Annotated in this window: 15 protein-coding genes; 6 read left to right on the top strand and 9 right to left on the bottom strand. The window is 69.1% G+C overall.

Annotated features, from left to right (window positions below; genetic code table 11):
- Positions 1-17: 17 nt before the first annotated feature.
- Genes ACLKM7_RS10980 through ACLKM7_RS10970 form a run of 3 tightly spaced genes read left to right on the top strand, consistent with a single transcriptional unit; the run spans position 18 to position 1,838 of the window.
- A complete protein-coding gene (locus ACLKM7_RS10980; protein ID WP_436447207.1) occupies positions 18-485 on the top strand; it encodes a MarR family winged helix-turn-helix transcriptional regulator in 468 nt (155 codons plus the stop codon).
- A gap of 5 nt (positions 486-490) precedes the next feature.
- Positions 491-1,114: a hypothetical protein gene (locus ACLKM7_RS10975; protein ID WP_436447206.1), complete on the top strand. Its 624-nt coding sequence runs from the start codon at positions 491-493 to the stop codon at positions 1,112-1,114.
- Positions 1,115-1,151: 37 nt separating this feature from the next.
- Complete coding sequence (locus ACLKM7_RS10970) at positions 1,152-1,838, top strand: trimeric intracellular cation channel family protein (protein ID WP_436447205.1); 687 nt, start codon at positions 1,152-1,154, stop codon at positions 1,836-1,838.
- 43 nt (positions 1,839-1,881) lie between these two features.
- On the opposite strand, the gene leuA is transcribed toward ACLKM7_RS10970, so the two are convergent.
- Positions 1,882-3,642 carry a 2-isopropylmalate synthase gene (leuA, locus tag ACLKM7_RS10965; protein WP_436447203.1) on the bottom strand — a complete coding sequence of 587 codons (1,761 nt, stop codon included), beginning with the start codon at positions 3,640-3,642 and terminating at the stop codon, positions 1,882-1,884.
- A 212-nt stretch (positions 3,643-3,854) separates the two neighbouring features.
- Between leuA and ACLKM7_RS10960 the strand changes: the two genes are divergently transcribed.
- The 3 genes from ACLKM7_RS10960 to ACLKM7_RS10950 all read left to right on the top strand — a co-directional run bounded on the left by ACLKM7_RS10960 (position 3,855) and on the right by ACLKM7_RS10950 (position 8,175).
- Positions 3,855-4,481, top strand: coding sequence for a hypothetical protein (locus ACLKM7_RS10960; RefSeq protein WP_436447201.1), 627 nt, complete (start codon positions 3,855-3,857; stop codon positions 4,479-4,481).
- A gap of 106 nt (positions 4,482-4,587) precedes the next feature.
- Positions 4,588-6,774 carry a CHAT domain-containing protein gene (locus ACLKM7_RS10955; RefSeq protein ID WP_436447200.1) on the top strand — a complete coding sequence of 729 codons (2,187 nt, stop codon included), beginning with the start codon at positions 4,588-4,590 and terminating at the stop codon, positions 6,772-6,774.
- Between the two features lie 18 nt (positions 6,775-6,792).
- Complete coding sequence (locus tag ACLKM7_RS10950; RefSeq protein WP_436447199.1) at positions 6,793-8,175, top strand: hypothetical protein; 1,383 nt, start codon at positions 6,793-6,795, stop codon at positions 8,173-8,175.
- 9 nt (positions 8,176-8,184) lie between these two features.
- Here ACLKM7_RS10950 and era read toward each other — a convergent pair whose 3' ends face one another.
- The 8 genes from era to hrcA all read right to left on the bottom strand — a co-directional run bounded on the left by era (position 8,185) and on the right by hrcA (position 15,405).
- Positions 8,185-9,111, bottom strand: a complete 927-nt coding sequence (gene era / locus ACLKM7_RS10945) for a GTPase Era (protein ID WP_436447198.1) — start codon at positions 9,109-9,111, stop codon at positions 8,185-8,187.
- Complete coding sequence (locus tag ACLKM7_RS10940; protein WP_436447197.1) at positions 9,108-10,460, bottom strand: hemolysin family protein; 1,353 nt, start codon at positions 10,458-10,460, stop codon at positions 9,108-9,110. Before ACLKM7_RS10940 ends, era begins: the two co-directional genes overlap by 4 nt.
- A complete protein-coding gene (ybeY, locus tag ACLKM7_RS10935; protein WP_436447196.1) occupies positions 10,457-10,927 on the bottom strand; it encodes an rRNA maturation RNase YbeY in 471 nt (156 codons plus the stop codon). The genes ACLKM7_RS10940 and ybeY overlap by 4 nt, the downstream gene beginning before the upstream one ends.
- Positions 10,924-11,952 carry a PhoH family protein gene (locus ACLKM7_RS10930; protein WP_436447231.1) on the bottom strand — a complete coding sequence of 343 codons (1,029 nt, stop codon included), beginning with the start codon at positions 11,950-11,952 and terminating at the stop codon, positions 10,924-10,926. The genes ybeY and ACLKM7_RS10930 overlap by 4 nt, the downstream gene beginning before the upstream one ends.
- Before the next feature lie 58 nt (positions 11,953-12,010).
- A complete protein-coding gene (locus ACLKM7_RS10925; RefSeq protein ID WP_436447195.1) occupies positions 12,011-12,358 on the bottom strand; it encodes an HIT domain-containing protein in 348 nt (115 codons plus the stop codon).
- Positions 12,359-12,468: 110 nt separating this feature from the next.
- On the bottom strand, positions 12,469-13,200 hold the full coding sequence (locus ACLKM7_RS10920; protein WP_436447194.1) for a 16S rRNA (uracil(1498)-N(3))-methyltransferase: 732 nt from the start codon (positions 13,198-13,200) through the stop codon (positions 12,469-12,471).
- A gap of 3 nt (positions 13,201-13,203) precedes the next feature.
- On the bottom strand, positions 13,204-14,313 hold the full coding sequence (gene dnaJ / locus ACLKM7_RS10915; protein WP_436447193.1) for a molecular chaperone DnaJ: 1,110 nt from the start codon (positions 14,311-14,313) through the stop codon (positions 13,204-13,206).
- A 51-nt stretch (positions 14,314-14,364) separates the two neighbouring features.
- Positions 14,365-15,405 (bottom strand): heat-inducible transcriptional repressor HrcA, encoded by a 1,041-nt coding sequence (gene hrcA, locus ACLKM7_RS10910; RefSeq protein ID WP_436447192.1) that lies wholly within the window; start codon positions 15,403-15,405, stop codon positions 14,365-14,367.
- Positions 15,406-15,448: the final 43 nt, after the last annotated feature.

The raw sequence follows: 15,448 nt of genomic DNA, 5'->3' as shown, positions 1-15,448 counted from the left end.
TATGTAGACTATTCACTATGTCCGGCACGCAGATTCTCGATACTCTCCTTGCGATCTCGCAGCTGCTCGAGGCGGACCAGACGAGTGAGTTGGAGCGGCGCGGTCTCACGACCTCGCGCACGCACCTGCTGTGGGTTCTCCACCATGGGGGGCCTGCGACGCAGATCCAGCTGGCGGAGGCCATCGGCGTCACCCCTCGCAATGTCACGGCTCTCGTGGACGCGCTGGACGCCACCGGCTTCGCGCGGCGAGAACCGCACCCGACCGACCGGCGCGCGGTGCACGTGACCCTCACCGAGCGCGGCCGGTCGATCATGGAGACGATGGACGCCGAGCACACCGCCCTCGGCGGCGATCTCGTGGCCGGACTCGACGACGAGGAACTGCAGGTCACGTCCCGGGCGCTGCAGCACATCCTCGAGCGGCTTCAGGCCCTGATCGCCGAGCACGCAGCCCGGCAGGCCGAGCGGAGCGACCTCGGATGAGCGTCATGACTGAGATAGCACCCGGTCGCGACCGCGTCGCGCGGATCGCCCGCCTGGCATGGCGCGCCGAGGTCGGCGTGTGGCAGAGCCTGTATCGCTGGCTGTTCCGCCGCCCGCGCGTGCCGGCGGGCGCGAGCGGCTTCGCCTATCACTCCCCCGTCATGACGATCCTCGTGATCTTCATCGTGCTGTCCGCCGTCGAGATCCCGATCGTCGATCTCATCGTCCATCCGTGGCCGTGGGTGCGGATCCCCCTGCTCGCGCTGGGCATCTGGGGCGTCACCTGGATGGTGGGACTGATGCTCGGCTACCTCACACGCCCTCACTCGGTCGGACCTGACGGCATCCGAGCCCGCCTGGGAACCGACCTCGACGTCGATCTGCCGTGGGAGGCCGTCGCGTCCGTCGAACGATCCCGCGACGTCACCGAGAAGGCCCCCAAGATCCGCGACGAAGCGCACGGACGCACGCTGGCGATCCGGATGGCGAACGAGACCAACATCCTCGTGACGCTCGAGCACCCGGTGCCCACAGAGGTGTCGGGCCGACCGGCGGAGCTGGACGCCGTCCGGCTGTGGGTGGACGACCCGGACGGGTTCATGTCCGCGGTGCGGACTCACATCCCCTGATCCCGCGTCCTGAGCCTCGGGCGGCGACAATGGAACGGTGGACGAGCCGCTCTTCGTGATCCCGCTGTGGGCCGACCTGGTCGCCGTGGGCCTCGGCGGAATCCAAGGGGCGTTGTTCGCATCGGGCTTCCGCGGCGAACGGCGCCTGGATCTGCTCGGCGTCGCGATCATCGGCATCGTCATGGGCATGGGCGGCGGACTCATCCGCGACCTGCTGCTCAACGTGACCCCGACCACGCTGCAGAGCAACTGGTATCTGCTGACGGCGACAGGAGCGGCGCTGCTCGGGATGCTGCTGGCCGGACTCTTCCAACGGCTCAACGCCGTCATCGTCGGTCTCGACGCCCTCGTGATCGGGCTCTTCGGGGCATTCGGCACGAGCAAGGCGCTCGTGCTCGGTCTGCCGCTCATCCCCGCGGTGTTCGTCGGCGTGTGCGCCGCGGTCGGAGGCGGCATCCTCCGCGACATGATCATGGGACTTCCGGTGGCGATCATGCACGTCGGCTCCCTCTACGCCGTGGCTGCGGCAGCGGGATGCCTGGTGCTGGCCGGTGCGCACCAGCTCGGAGCGAACGTGGTCGTCGCCGCGGCCATCGGCATCGCCGTGACCACGGTCATCCGGCTGCTGGCGGTGATCTTCGACATCTCCCTCCCCGAGCAGCGGGCGCTGTACCGGCGCAAGGTCGCGGTCGAGACATCCGCCATCCCCATCGTCAAGCGCTGACGGCGGGCCGTCACCGACCCGCCGTCACCGCCACGCCTGCTGATCAGACGCCGACGAGTGCTCCGGACCGCTCGCGGGTGCGGATGGCGCGGTTCACGCCCGACACGATCGCCTTGAGCGACGCGGTGGAGATGTCACCGTCGATGCCGACACCCCACAGCCGCTCGCCGTCGACCTGCAGTTCGACGTACGCCGCCGCCTGCGCGTCGCCCCCGGCGCTCAGCGCGTGCTCGACGTAGTCGTACAGCGTCACGTCGAAGCCCTGCGCCCGCACGACCTCGAGGAAGGCGGCGACCGGTCCGTTGCCGTGACCCGATGCGTCGTAGCTCGTCTCGCCGTCACGCAGCGTGACATCCAACGAGACGTCTCCGGACATGTCACTGCGGGTGCTGGTCGCGAGCAGCTCGAAGCGCCCCCAGCGGTCGTCGGCGACGGTCGTCGGCAGGTACTCGTCGGTGAAGATCGCCCAGATCTGGTCGCTCGTCACTTCGCCGCCCTCGGCATCGGTCTTCGCCTGCACGACACCGGAGAACTCGATCTGCAGCCGTCGCGGCAGATCCAGTGCGTGGTCGGTCTTCAGCAGATACGCCACGCCGCCCTTTCCGGACTGCGAGTTGACCCTGATCACGGCCTCGTACGACCGGCCGAGGTCCTTCGGATCGATCGGCAGGTACGGCACCGCCCATTCGATGTCGTCGACGGTCACCCCGGCCGCAGCGGCCCGGGCCTCCATCGCTTCGAAGCCCTTCTTGATCGCGTCCTGGTGAGAGCCGCTGAAGGCGGTGAAGACCAGGTCGCCCGCCCACGGGCTCCGCTCGGGGACCGGCAGCTGGTTGCAGTACTCGACGGTGCGCTTGACCTGGTCGATGTCGCCGAAGTCGATCTGCGGGTCGATGCCCTGCGTCAGCAGGTTGACGCCGAGGGCCACCAGGTCGACGTTCCCGGTCCGCTCGCCGTTCCCGAACAGGCAGCCCTCGATGCGGTCGGCGCCGGCCATGTAGCCCAGCTCAGCAGCCGCGACGGCGGTGCCGCGATCATTATGCGGGTGCAGCGACAGGATGACGTTCTCGCGGTGGTTCAGGTGCCGAGACATCCACTCGATCGAGTCGGCGTAGACGTTCGGCGTCGCCATCTCGACGGTGGCGGGCAGGTTGATGATCACCTTGCGGTCGGGCGTCGGCTCGAAGACCTCCAGCACCTGGTTGCACACGTCGACGGCGAATTCGAGCTCGGTCCCCGTGTAGCTCTCGGGAGAGTACTCGTAGAACACCTTCGTCTCGGGGATTCGCTTCTCGAACTGGCGGCACAGGCGCGCGCCCTCCGCCGCGATGTCGATGATCCCTTGCTGGTCGGTGCGGAACACGACCTCGCGCTGCAGGACGCTCGTGGAGTTGTACAGATGGACGATCGCCTGCTTGGCGCCCGCGATCGACTCGTAAGTGCGCTCGATGAGGTGCTCTCGCGCCTGAGTCAGCACCTGGATGGTGACGTCGTCCGGGATCAGTCCGTCCTCGATGAGCTGACGGACGAAGTCGAAGTCCGTCTGGCTGGCCGAGGGAAAGCCGACCTCGATCTCTTTGTAGCCCATGCTGACGAGCAGCTCGAACATGACGCGCTTGCGCTCCGGGCTCATCGGATCGATGAGTGCCTGGTTGCCGTCGCGGAGGTCGACGGCGCACCAGCGCGGGGCTTCGGTGATCCGCCGTGACGGCCACGTGCGGTCGGGCAGATCCACTCGGATCAACTCGTGGAACGGCCGATACTTGTGGATCGGCATGCCCGAAGGCTTCTGGGTGTTCTCCATGGTGTCGCTTCTTCCTCGTCTTTTAGAACGGGCCCACCACGAAGCTCCGCGACGAGAAGGGCCCTAGATCGAGGCCTCGCCGCGGCAGCTAAGAAGAAGCGAGCGTGCACGCATGGCATCAGGTTACACCCGCATCGGAGCGTTCGCGAACCTCGATCACCGAATCGAAACGGCCAGTGAGACGAACCTGCCGATGCCGACACTCCACGGGTATGACACGTCATCGCCGCCACGTGCTCGCAGCGGGAGGGCTGGCAGCATCCGTCGCCCTTCTCGTCTCGTGCGCCTCCGGAGCGGCCTCGAATACGGCCGACGGGTCCACGATCGGTGCGGCGTCTCCGTTGCCACCCGAGGGCGAGGTGCTCGCGGTCGGCACGATCCTGGACCATGCCGGCGAAGTCGAACTGTGCCTCGGGCCGGTCGCGGAGTCCTATCCCCCTCAGTGCGACGGACTCCCGATAGCGGACTGGACGTGGGAGGGCGTGGACGGGTTCGAGACCTCGGGTGACGTGACCTGGGGCGCGTATGCCGTGCGCGGGACCTACGACGGCGCGGCGTTCACGACGGTCGGGCCGCCCACCATGCTGGCCCTGTACGACCCGATGATCGTGCCGGATCCGACGGCGGGCGAGCCCGGTGCGGGCGACGACGCCACCCTGCAGCGCCTTCAGGAGGAGCTGCCCGAGGTGCTCGGCGACGCCTATCTGTCGTCGTCGCCGGAGAACGGCCGGCTCCGGGTCGACGTCGTGTGGGACGACGGCACATGGCAGAGCTCCGTGGACGAGGCGTACGGCGACGATGTGGTCGTGATCCGCTCGGCGCTGCGTCCGGTCGACTGACGCCGTCCGGGCGCCCGGCCCGACCCGGTGTGTATCTGGACGACCGGAGTACGCTCTTCCTCGGCAGGGCTTCCCCTCGGAGGCCCGTGCACGTGAGCGAGGCGCGATGTCGGTCGGCGAGCAGTTCATCTTCGAGGCGGTGGTCCTCGCGAGGGCCTTCGGCACGGCGCCCGATCGAGCCTCAGTGGCAGCGGCCTTCCCTGCGTCGGTCGTCGCGCTGTACGACGTGAGCATCGCCGATCCGCGATGGGATGCCGCAGCCGGGCTGGCCGATCGGGCGCTGATCATCGCGAGCGTGCTGGCCGCTGACGCGGCCCTCGCAGCGCGCTTGCATGCGGACCTCGACGCGGGACGTCTCGGGCTCGGCGCCGTGGCCGACGGCGAGGTAGAAGCCGCCATCGGAGCTTTGCGCAGGCGGCTCGAGCGCACCACCGAGATGGCCGGTCCGGACGACGGGCTCCTCGGCGGGAACGGGGCAGCCGATCCCTGGGAACCGCCGGGCAGCGGCGCGCCACCCACCGGTGAGGTACCGATCACGCCGACCGCACCGCCCTCGATCGAGCCCGAGGCAGACGATGGCGGCGGGTTCGGCAGCGATGACTCATCATCGCCTCCGCGCCCACGCCCTCCGGCTATGGCGCCTCCGCCCTCCATGCCAGCACCGACGGCTCCCGCGCCGTCGACTCCGCCGCCGGACGACGCGAGTCCCGACACGGAAGGCCCGCCGCCGGCCGACACGATCCGCACGTGGCTGAACGCGGAGCTGAACGATGCCGCAGCGCCGCTACTCGTCGGCGCTCCCCGGGTTCTGGCCGTCTTCCTCGGCGAGAGGAGCGAGGCAGCCGTGGCGTCGACCGAGACCACCCTCGCCATCCCCCGCGCTGATGCGTCGCTGGATGTCACCGTCGAGCTGGCCAGCTCGGACTTCTCGGTGCCGCCTGGCGGGCAGCTGCTGCGGGTGGCGCGTGACGGACGCTCCTCGCACCGGGCGCTGTTCGAGATCACACCCGTGCACGACGGGCCCTCGACGGTGAGTGTGCTCGTGTCGGTGAAGGGCAACTTCCTCCAGCGTCTCGAGGTCACCTTCGACGTCGGAACGGGCGCGCAACCCGACGTCACGGCGTTCGGGCGTCCGCTCGGCGCTGCCGCGGTGCTGCAGGAGCGCGTCGCCACGATGCACTTCCTCCCGGCGGTCGGCGGCTACCAGGTGATCGCCAAGGCTGTGACGCCAGACCCGGTCATGGTGCTCATCACCCCCGACGAGCTCGCCGCGCGCATCGCGGGAGTGCGAGACGCGCTGCTCACGACAGTGTCGGACCCGCGCGTCGCACTCAACCTCGATATTCCGGCAGACCTCGGCACGGCGGCGCTGCAGAAGCTCGCATTCGAGGGGTTCCGGCTGTTCCAAGCCATCTTCGCGGGACCTACCGCATCTGCGCAGCTCAAAGCCATCGGGCGGTGGCTGCAGGAGACGCTCGCCGAGGAGACCACGACGCTGCAGGTCGTCTCCAGCGGATTCCCGGTGCCGTGGGCTCTGATGTACCTCACTCCGCGCTTCGACGCGACGGCGCTGTCTTGGGACGACTTCATCGGGATGCGGCATGTCGTCGAGCAGATCCCGATGACCGAGATCGACGTCGTGCCCCCGGCGCCGACGATCACCTCGACGCCCGAACTGTCGGTCCGCGTGATCTACAACGAGGGCATCGACGACTCGATGCCCTCACGGCCGATCGCTGCACAGCGTGCGTATTGGGCAGAACGGGGCGTGGCGGTGACCGAAGGCACCCGCGCCGACGACTTCATCACGCGGGCTCTGGGCGCGGACGCAAGCGACAAGGTGCTGTACCTCTACTGTCACGCCGTCGCCGCTTCTGCCGATCCGGACGACTCGCATCTCATCCTCAGTGGGAAGGAGAGTGTGACGCTCGGGCAGCTCTCCGTCTTCGCCCCCATCGAGGACGCCCTGCGAGGCCGTCCGCTCGTGTTCCTCAACGCGTGCGAATCCGGCGAGCTCACCCCCGCCTTCTACGACGGCTTCGTGCCGTACTTCCTCGCGAAGGGCGCCAGAGGCGTCATCGGCACCGAATGCAAGACGCCTGGCCTCTTCGCCAGCGAGTGGTCCAAGGCGTTCTTCGACGAGCTCTTCGCGGGCAAGGCGCTGGGCGAGGTCGTGCTCGAGCTTCGGCGCCGGTTCCTGGCGACCCACAACAATCCACTCGGGCTGCTGTACGGGGTCCACTGCGATGCCGACACGCGGGTGGACCCCGCTCTCACCGCCCCCAGCAGCTGACCGAGCCGAGGAGTTCCCATGTCATTGCGTCGCATACCCGCCTCCGGCCGGAGCTACCATCTCATCAGCTACGACAAGCGCGGTGTCGAGTTGACAGAGGAACACGGCGCGCTGGGCAGCGCCGTTGCGCTCGACGCACTCGCCGACCCCGCCGCCGCGATCACCGATGTCTTCGTGCTGAGCCACGGCTGGCAGGGTGATCACAGCGACGCGATCGCACAGTACGACAGCTGGATCGGCACCGTGGATCCCGATGCGCGGGGCGACGGCATCCGTGCGTTCGTGATCGGCGTCCACTGGCCCAGCAAGGCGTGGAGCAACCGGGAGCTGAAGTCCGTGCAGACCGGTCTGCTGTCTGACGAGACGGATGACGCCGGCGCAGTGACAGTGGAGGACGCGGTCGACGAGTACGCCGTGCTCCTGGGCGACACCCCGGAGGTTCGTGCGGCTCTCACGACGATCCTGGTGCATGCGGCATCGGTCGACCCGGATCGGGATGCCTCGGCCGCCGATTCGCTTCCGTCCCACGTCGCAGATGCCTACCGCGTGCTCGCAGGCGCCGCCGACACCCACCCCGGTGACGACGCCCTGCTGGGGTCGGGCTGGGATCCCGATGCAGCGTTCGCGGAAGCGGTGGTGCCTGTTGCGGACGACGGACTCCTGGGCGAGGGCTGGTTCAGCAAGCTGCGCGAAGCGATCCTGACGCCGCTACGACAGCTGACGTTCTGGCACAGCAAGAATCAGGCACGCGAGTTCGGCGAGAGCGGCGCGGCAGACCTGGTGCGCGCGATCCTGGCCGCCACAGCACCCTCGGTTCGCGTCCATCTGATGGGCCACAGCTTCGGGACGATCGTGATGGCCGGCGCTGTGCGCGGGCCCGACGCGAGGGCGGTCCCGCCCGGACGTCCGGTGAGCTCGCTCCTGCTGGTGCAGGGCGCGGTCTCGCTGTGGGCCTTCGCCGCGATGGCACCGCTCGAGTACGGCGGCGGACGCGGATACTTCGCCGACATCGTCGATCCACGATTCGTGGACGGCCCCATCGTCGTCACCCGCTCGAGATGGGACTACGCCGTCGGCCGGTTCTATCCGCTGGCCGTGCGGCTCGCCGGCCAGTTCCTGCTCGACGCCGGCGCGCCCAAGTACGGCGGACTCGGTGCTCACGGCGCACACGGCGTGGACGGCGCGGTCGAGCTGCCGCGTCTCGAGCCCGGCGGGCGGTATCACCGGATGCTCTCCGGACACGGGATCTACAACGTGGACGCGAGCGACGTCATCGCACGGCTCGACGGCGCCGCAGGCGCTCACAGCGACCTGGCACATCCCGAGCTCGCATGGCTCGCGTGGGACGCGGCACTGGCTCGAGGGCGAGACGCCGACACGGACGGGAGGACCCCGGCCTGACCGCGGTGCCTAGAAGCCCAGACGCCCGAGCTGCTTCGGGTCTCGCTGCCATTCCTTCGCGACCCGCACGTGGAGCTTCAGGAACACCTTGGTGCCGACGAGCGGTTCGATCTGAGCACGCGCGCGCGCTCCGACATCCCGCAGTCGCGATCCCTTGTGCCCGATGATGATCGCCTTCTGGCTGTCGCGCTCCACGATGAGGTTCGCGTAGATGTCGGTCATGCTGCCGGTGTCGCGCTCGGACATGTCCTCGATCGTCACGGCGATCGAGTGCGGCAGCTCGTCGCGCACGCCCTCGAGCGCGGCCTCACGGATGATCTCGGCGATGCGGTCCTCGGTCGACTCATCCGTCACGACTCCCTCAGGGTACAGAGGAGGTCCGGCGGGCATCAGCGACAGCAGTTCGTCGGTCAGCACATCGAGCTGGTCGCGTGTGAGGGCAGACAGCGGGATGACGGCCGCCCAGTCCTCGCGCAGCTGGTCGACCTCGATGAGCCGCTCCGTGATCTGCTCGCGGGTCGCGGCATCCGTCTTCGTCACGATCGCGACCTTCTTCGCGCGACCGTAGCCGTCGAGCGATTCCGCGATGCGGCGGTCGCCGGGGCCGACCTTCTCGGTGGCCGGCACGCAGAACCCGATGACATCGACATCGCCGAGCACCTGCTCGACGAGGTCGTTGAGCCGCTGCCCGAGGAGCGTGCGCGGCTTGTGCAGACCGGGCGTGTCGACGATGACGAGCTGACCGGACGGCCGGTTCAGGATGCCGCGGATGGCGCGCCGTGTCGTCTGCGGCTTGTCGCTCGTGATGGCGACCTTCTCGCCGACCAGCGCGTTCGTGAGCGTGGACTTCCCGACGTTGGGGCGCCCCACGAAGGTGACGAAGCCCGAGCGTCCCGCGGGCTGCTCCGGTGACGCAGCGGTGTGCGGTTCGGTCATGGGTTCTCCCCCTTCTTGGGAGCGCGCACCTCGCCGGTGCGGGCTCCGACGGTGCGGATCTCGCCGGTTCGCGGCGAGCGTCCGACCTCTGGTCGTGTCTCGCCGCGCTCGACGAAGACCGTCGAGATACCCCGCCCGCGACCGCGCGATGCGCCGCCGGTGAGCACAAGGCCTGCGATCTCCGCGGTGGCGCCCGGCTGTGGCACACGGCCCAATGCCTTGCCGAGCAGCCCGCCGATCGAGTCGACGTCCTCGTCCTCGAGCTCGATGCCGAACAGGTCGCCGACCTCGTCGAGACCCAGGCGCGCGCTCACCCGGTAGTGTCCGGGTTCGAGTTCGGTGACCTCGTCGCCACGCGGATCGTATTCGTCGGAGATGTCGCCGACGAGCTCCTCGATGAGGTCCTCCAGCGTGACCAGGCCGGAGACGCCACCGTACTCGTCGACGACGAGACAGACATGAACGGCATCGCGCTTCATCTGCTGCAGCAGCGTCTCGGCCTTCATCGACTCCGGCACGAACACCGCCGGTCGCGCGATGCGGCTGATGGGCGCATCGCGCCAGCCGTCCTCGTCGCGGAACCCGAACTGCACGAGATCTTTCAGGTACAGCACGCCGACCACGTCGTCGGCATCGTCATCGACGATGGGGACTCGCGAGATGCCCTTGTCGAGGAACGTCGCCATCGCTTCGCGCGTGGAGGCCGAGGCATCCACCGTGACCATGTCGGTGCGCGGCACCATGACGGCGCGCACGAATGTGTCGGTGAAGTCGAACACCGAGTGGATCAGCTCGCGGTCGTCCTGCTCGATCAGCTCGTTCTCGGCGGCCTCGTCGATGATGCTGAGCAGCTGCTCCTCCGACGCGAACGAGGACCCGCGCGAGGCGCCGGGAGTGATCCGGGTGCCGAGCGCCACCAGTCCGTGTGCGAGCGGTCCGAGCAGGATCCGCACACCGCGGATCACCGGAGCCGCGCCCCGCAGCAGGCTCTTCGCGTGCAGCCGGCCGACGGTGCGAGGGCTGGCTCCCACCACGACGTACGACACGCCGGTCATCAGCACGGCCGCGGCGAGCATCGCCCACCCGATGTTGTCGAACAGCAGCACGAAGGCCACGGTCACCAGCACGGCGGCGGTGGTCTCGGCGAGCACCCGGATGAAGATCACGGCGTTCGCGTGCGCCTCGGGATCCGCGGCGATCCGCTGCAGCCATCGTGCATTGCGACCATCGGCGCCGAGCTCGGCGAGATCGGCGCGCGAAGTCACCCCGAGTGCGGCGTCGATCGCGACCATGAGGGCGCCGAAGGCGAGGAGCAGGACCGCACCGACCAGGAGGAGTGCCTCGGTCATGCGCGGGGTCGTCGCCGTTCCGCCGCCTGGAACGATGCGATGAGCTCGCGCTGCAGCCCGAACATCTCCCGCTCCTCCTCCGGCTCGGCGTGATCGAACCCGAGGAGGTGCAGCACGCCGTGCGTCGTCAGGAGGATCAGCTCGTCGAGCGTGCTGTGCTTGGCGGCGACGGCCTGGGCCTCGGCGACCTGCGGGCACAGCACGATATCGCCGAGAAGCCCCGCCGGCGCCGGGGCATCCTCCGTTCCCGGCCGCAGTTCGTCCATCGGGAAGCTCAGCACGTCGGTAGGGCCGGGTTCGTCCATCCACTGCACGTGAAGAGCTTCCATCGCCCCCTCGTCGACGAGCAGGATCGCCACGTCGGCCTCGGCGCTGACGTGCAGCTCGGCGAGGTTGTGCTCCATGAGCCGCAGCAGCACCGTCTCGTCGACGTCGACTCCCGACTCGTTGCCGATCTCGATGGTCATGAGCGTCCTCGCTTGGGGATATGGTCGCGCGGGCCCGCGGGGCGCGCCGCCGCGCGCCGTTCGGCGCGATTCGCGAACTCGGATGCCTCGTCCCGCTCGCGTCGCGAAGCGAGCCGGCGCTCGTCGTACTCGGTGTAGGCGTCGACGATCCGTCCGACGAGGGTGTGCCGCACCACGTCGTCGCTGGTGAGGTACGCGAAATGGATGTCGTCGATCTTGCCCAGGACGCGGGTCACCAGCCGCAGGCCGGACGCTCCCTGGGGCAGATCGATCTGCGTGATGTCTCCGGTGACCACCATCCTCGTGCCGAACCCGAGCCGCGTGAGGAACATCTTCATCTGCTCAGGCGTGGTGTTCTGGGCCTCGTCCAGCACGACGAACGAGTCGTTGAGCGTCCGGCCGCGCATGTACGCCAGCGGTGCGACCTCGATCGTGCCGGTCGCCATGAGCTTGGGCACGAGCTCTGGGTCCATCATCTCGTTGAGCGCGTCATAGAGCGGCCGGAGGTACGGGTCGATCTTGTCGGTCAGCGTGCCGGGAAGGAATCCGAGCCGCTCCCCCGCCTCCACGGCCGGGCGGGTCAGGATGATGCGGCTGACCTCTTTGCGCTGCAGGGCCTGTACGGCCTTCGCCATCGCGAGATAGGTCTTGCCGGTGCCGGCCGGGCCGATGCCGAACACGATCGTGTTCTCTTCGATGGCGTCGACATAGGCCTTCTGCCCGAGCGTCTTGGGCCGGATCACCTTGCCCCGCGACGACAGGATCGCCTCGCCGAGCACCTCGGACGGGCGCGGTCCGCCCTCGGTGCGCAGGATCCGATTGGACGAGGTCACATCCTCCTCGCCCAGGGAATGACCGGCTTTCGTCATGGCCAGGAGCTCGTCGACGAGCGACTTCGCAGCGGCGACGGCCGCGGGGTCCCCAGTCAGGGTTATCTCGTTCCCACGGACGTGGACGTCGACGTCCGGATGCTCCTTCTCGACCACGCGCAGCAGCCGGTCCTGTGGGCCGAGCAGCTGGACCATTGCAACTCCGTCGGCATAGATCCGCTCGACGGCGCCTGCGCCGTCGGTTGTGGGTTCGTCAGGCACCAAGGCTCGCTTCCTGAAGTCCTCCCGCGAGCACGTGGGCGTGCACGTGGAAGACGGTCTGGCCCGCGTTCGGGCCGGTGTTGAAGATCAGACGGAAATCGCCGTCGGCGTGCTCGGCGGCGAGGGAGTTCGCGAGTCCGACCAGTTCGGCGAGGAGGTCGGGGTCGCCCGCGGCGAGCTCAACGACGTTGCGGTACTGCTCACTCTTGGGGATGACGAGCAGGTGCACGGGGGCCTTCGGCGCGATGTCGCGGATCGCGAACGCGTTCTCGGTCTCGGCGATGATCTCGGACGGGATCTCTCCGCCCAGGATGCGCGTGAAGATCGAGGGTTCGCTCATGCCCCCAGTCTATCGATGGGGCAGCTCACGCAGGCGGTGCGACCGGGGAGTGGGCTGCCAGATCGTCCGACAGCCCGCGCGTGACGTCGACGTGAACAGTCGGTTCTGCCTCACCAGCGCCCGAGGGACGTGCTCACCACCGCCAGCGCGGCAGGCCCGGCCGTCGACGTGCGCAGCACCGTCGTTCCGAGCCGCACGAGCCGCGCACCGGCACTCTCGAGGAGTTCGAGCTCCTCTGCCGCGATCCCGCCCTCCGGCCCGACCACGAGCACGATGTCACGATCGTCGGGCAGCGCGACGGACGAAAGCGCGACCGGCGCCGACGGCTCGAGGACGAGGACGACGGATGCTGCGGCCCGGCCGGCCAGCGCCTTCGTGCTGTGCAGCGCCGCAACGTCAGGCACCCAGGCGCGATGCGCCTGCTTCGCGGCTTCGCGCACGATACCGGTCCAGCGTTGGCGGCCCTTCTGCTCTTTCGCCGGATCCCAGCGGGACACGCTGCGCGCGGCCTGCCACGGGACGATCTCGTCGACGCCGAGCTCGGTGGCCGCCTGCACGGCCAGTTCGTCGCGGTCCCCCTTCGCCAGAGCCTGCGCGAGAACGAGGCGAGGCCGCGCCGCGGCGACATCGTCGCGCGCCGTGACGCGAACGACCACCTCGCGGGGGGCGGCCGCCTCGACGATGCCGGAGAGCCACGCGCCCCGGCCGTCTCCGACCGTCACCTCCTCCCCGGCGCGGACGCGACGCACCGCAGCCGCGTGATGGGCCTCCGAGCCGGTCAGCGCGACGGCGTCGCCGGGCTGCGCAGCCGACGCGCCATCCAGCAGGAAGTGCAGGGGCATCCGTCAGCCGTTCCGGAAGCGGTCACGCAGCTTCGCGAAGAGCCCCTGGTGGAACTCGGCCAGCCTCGGCGAGGGTGCCTTGGTGCGCTTGGCGAAGTCCTCGATCAGCGCGCGCTCCTTCGCATCCAGCCGGGTCGGCGTCACGACGTGCACGCCGACGCGCAGGTCGCCGCGCTGGGTGCCGCGTAGCGGCGTGATGCCGCGACCCTTGATCGTCAGCACGTCTCCGGCCTGGACGCCGGGCCGCACCTCGAGGTCGACCGGCCCGTCGAGCGACTGGATCGTCGTGGTCGTGCCGAGGATCGCGTCCGGCATGGACACTTCGAGGGTCGCGAGCAGGTCGTCGCCGTCGCGGCTGAAGACCTCGTGCGGTGCCACTGTGACCTCGATGTAGAGATCGCCGTTCGGCCCGCCTGCGGGGCCGACCTCTCCCGACCCGGGAAGCTGGAGCCGCAGGCCCGTCTCGACACCGGCAGGGATGTCGAGCGACACCGTGCGGCGCGCGCGGACCCGGCCCTGACCCTGGCAGGTCGCGCACGGATACGGGATCGTGGTGCCGTAGCCCTGGCACACATTGCAGGGCTGGTTGGTGATGACGTTGCCGAGCAGGCTCCGCACCTGACGCTGCACGTGGCCGGTGCCGTGGCAGATGTCGCACGTGACGGGGCTGGTGCCCGGCTGGCAGCACGAGCCCTGACAGGTCTCGCACAGCACCGCGGTGTCGACATCGATGTCACGGTGGACGCCGAAGACGACATCGCCGAGTTCGAGGGTGACCCGCACGAGCGCATCCTGACCGCGCTCGCGCCGCGAGCGCGGGCGGCCGCCGCGGGATCCGCCGGACGAGCCGAAGAAGGTCTCGAAGATGTCGTTGAACCCGCCGAATCCGCCGGCCCCGCCGAAGGGCGTGTCACCGCCCATGTCGTACCGCGCCCGCTGATCGGGGTCGCTCAGGACGTCGTAGGCATGGGTGACGAGCTTGAAGCGCTCTGATGCGTCCTCGCCCGGGTTCACGTCCGGGTGGAGCTCCCGAGCGAGCCGTCGGTAGGCCTTCTTGATCTCATCGGGGGTGGCGTCTCGCGAGACGCCGAGGACCTCGTAGTGGTCAGCCACTTTCGCCTTCCTGCCGCGGCAGTGCCGCGTGATCGTGTGTACGCGTCCGCGTCAGCGGCTGCTCTCGTCTTCTTCGAGCATCCGCGTGAGATAGCGCGCGACGGCTCGCACCGCCGCGAGGTTCGTGGGGTAGTCCATGCGCGTCGGGCCCATGACGCCGACGCGGGCGCGCGAGCCCGTCGCGTCGTAGTCGCTGGCGAGGACGGATGCCTCGGCCAGTCCGAACGCCTCGTTCTCGCGGCCGATGCTCGCCGAGAGACCCTGCTCATCGGTGACCATCTCGCCCATGAGCCGCAGCAGCGTCACCTGCTCTTCGATGGCCTCCAGGAGCGGGTAGATGCTGCCGCGGAAGTCGGCCTCGCTCCGAGCGAGGTTCGCGCTGCCTGCCATGACCAGCTTGTCCTGACGGAACTCCTCGAGCTCCTCGGCGACCGCCGTCACGATCTCGTCGGTGGCCGCTTCGCGCGCGGCCGGATCCGGACCCGCTGCCGCGAGGCGCTCCGCGATCCGCTGGAGACCCTCGCGCACCGGGCGCCCCACCAACAGCGTGCCGAGTTCCGCGCGCATCCGGGCCAGGTCGGCCTCATCGAACTCGTCGCGGACGAAGGTCAGCCGTTGCGAGACGCGACCGGTGTCGGTGACGACGATCACCAGCATCCGCCCGCCGCCCAGCTGCACCAGCTCGACATGGGTGACCGTCGCCCGGGCGAACGACGGATACTGCACGATCGCGACCTGGCCGGTGAGGCGGGTGAGGGCACGCACGGAGCGCGCGAGCACGTCGTCCAGGTCGCCGGAGCCGTCGAGGAACGCCGCGATCGCGGACCGCTGCGCAGAGCTCAGCGGTCGAAGCTGGGCGAGATGGTCCACGAACACCCGATAGCCCTTGTCGGTGGGCACGCGTCCCGACGACGTGTGCGGAGCGGCGATGAGCTCCTCGTCCTCCAGCAGCGCCATGTCGTTGCGGATCGTCGCGGCCGACACACCGAAGGCGTGCCGCTCGACGATCGTCTTGCTGCCGACCGGCTCACGCGTGTCGACGTAGTCCTGGACGATCGCGCGCAGCACCTCGAGTCCGCGTTCGCTGACCATCCCGACTCCTCACGCTGCCTGGGCGCCGATGTGGAGAACCACA

This window comes from Microbacterium sp. I2, from assembly GCF_051364985.1.
Lineage (GTDB): Bacteria > Actinomycetota > Actinomycetes > Actinomycetales > Microbacteriaceae > Microbacterium.
Note: the sequence above shows the minus strand (reverse complement) of the source record. Positions and strands in the feature narration are given on the sequence as shown.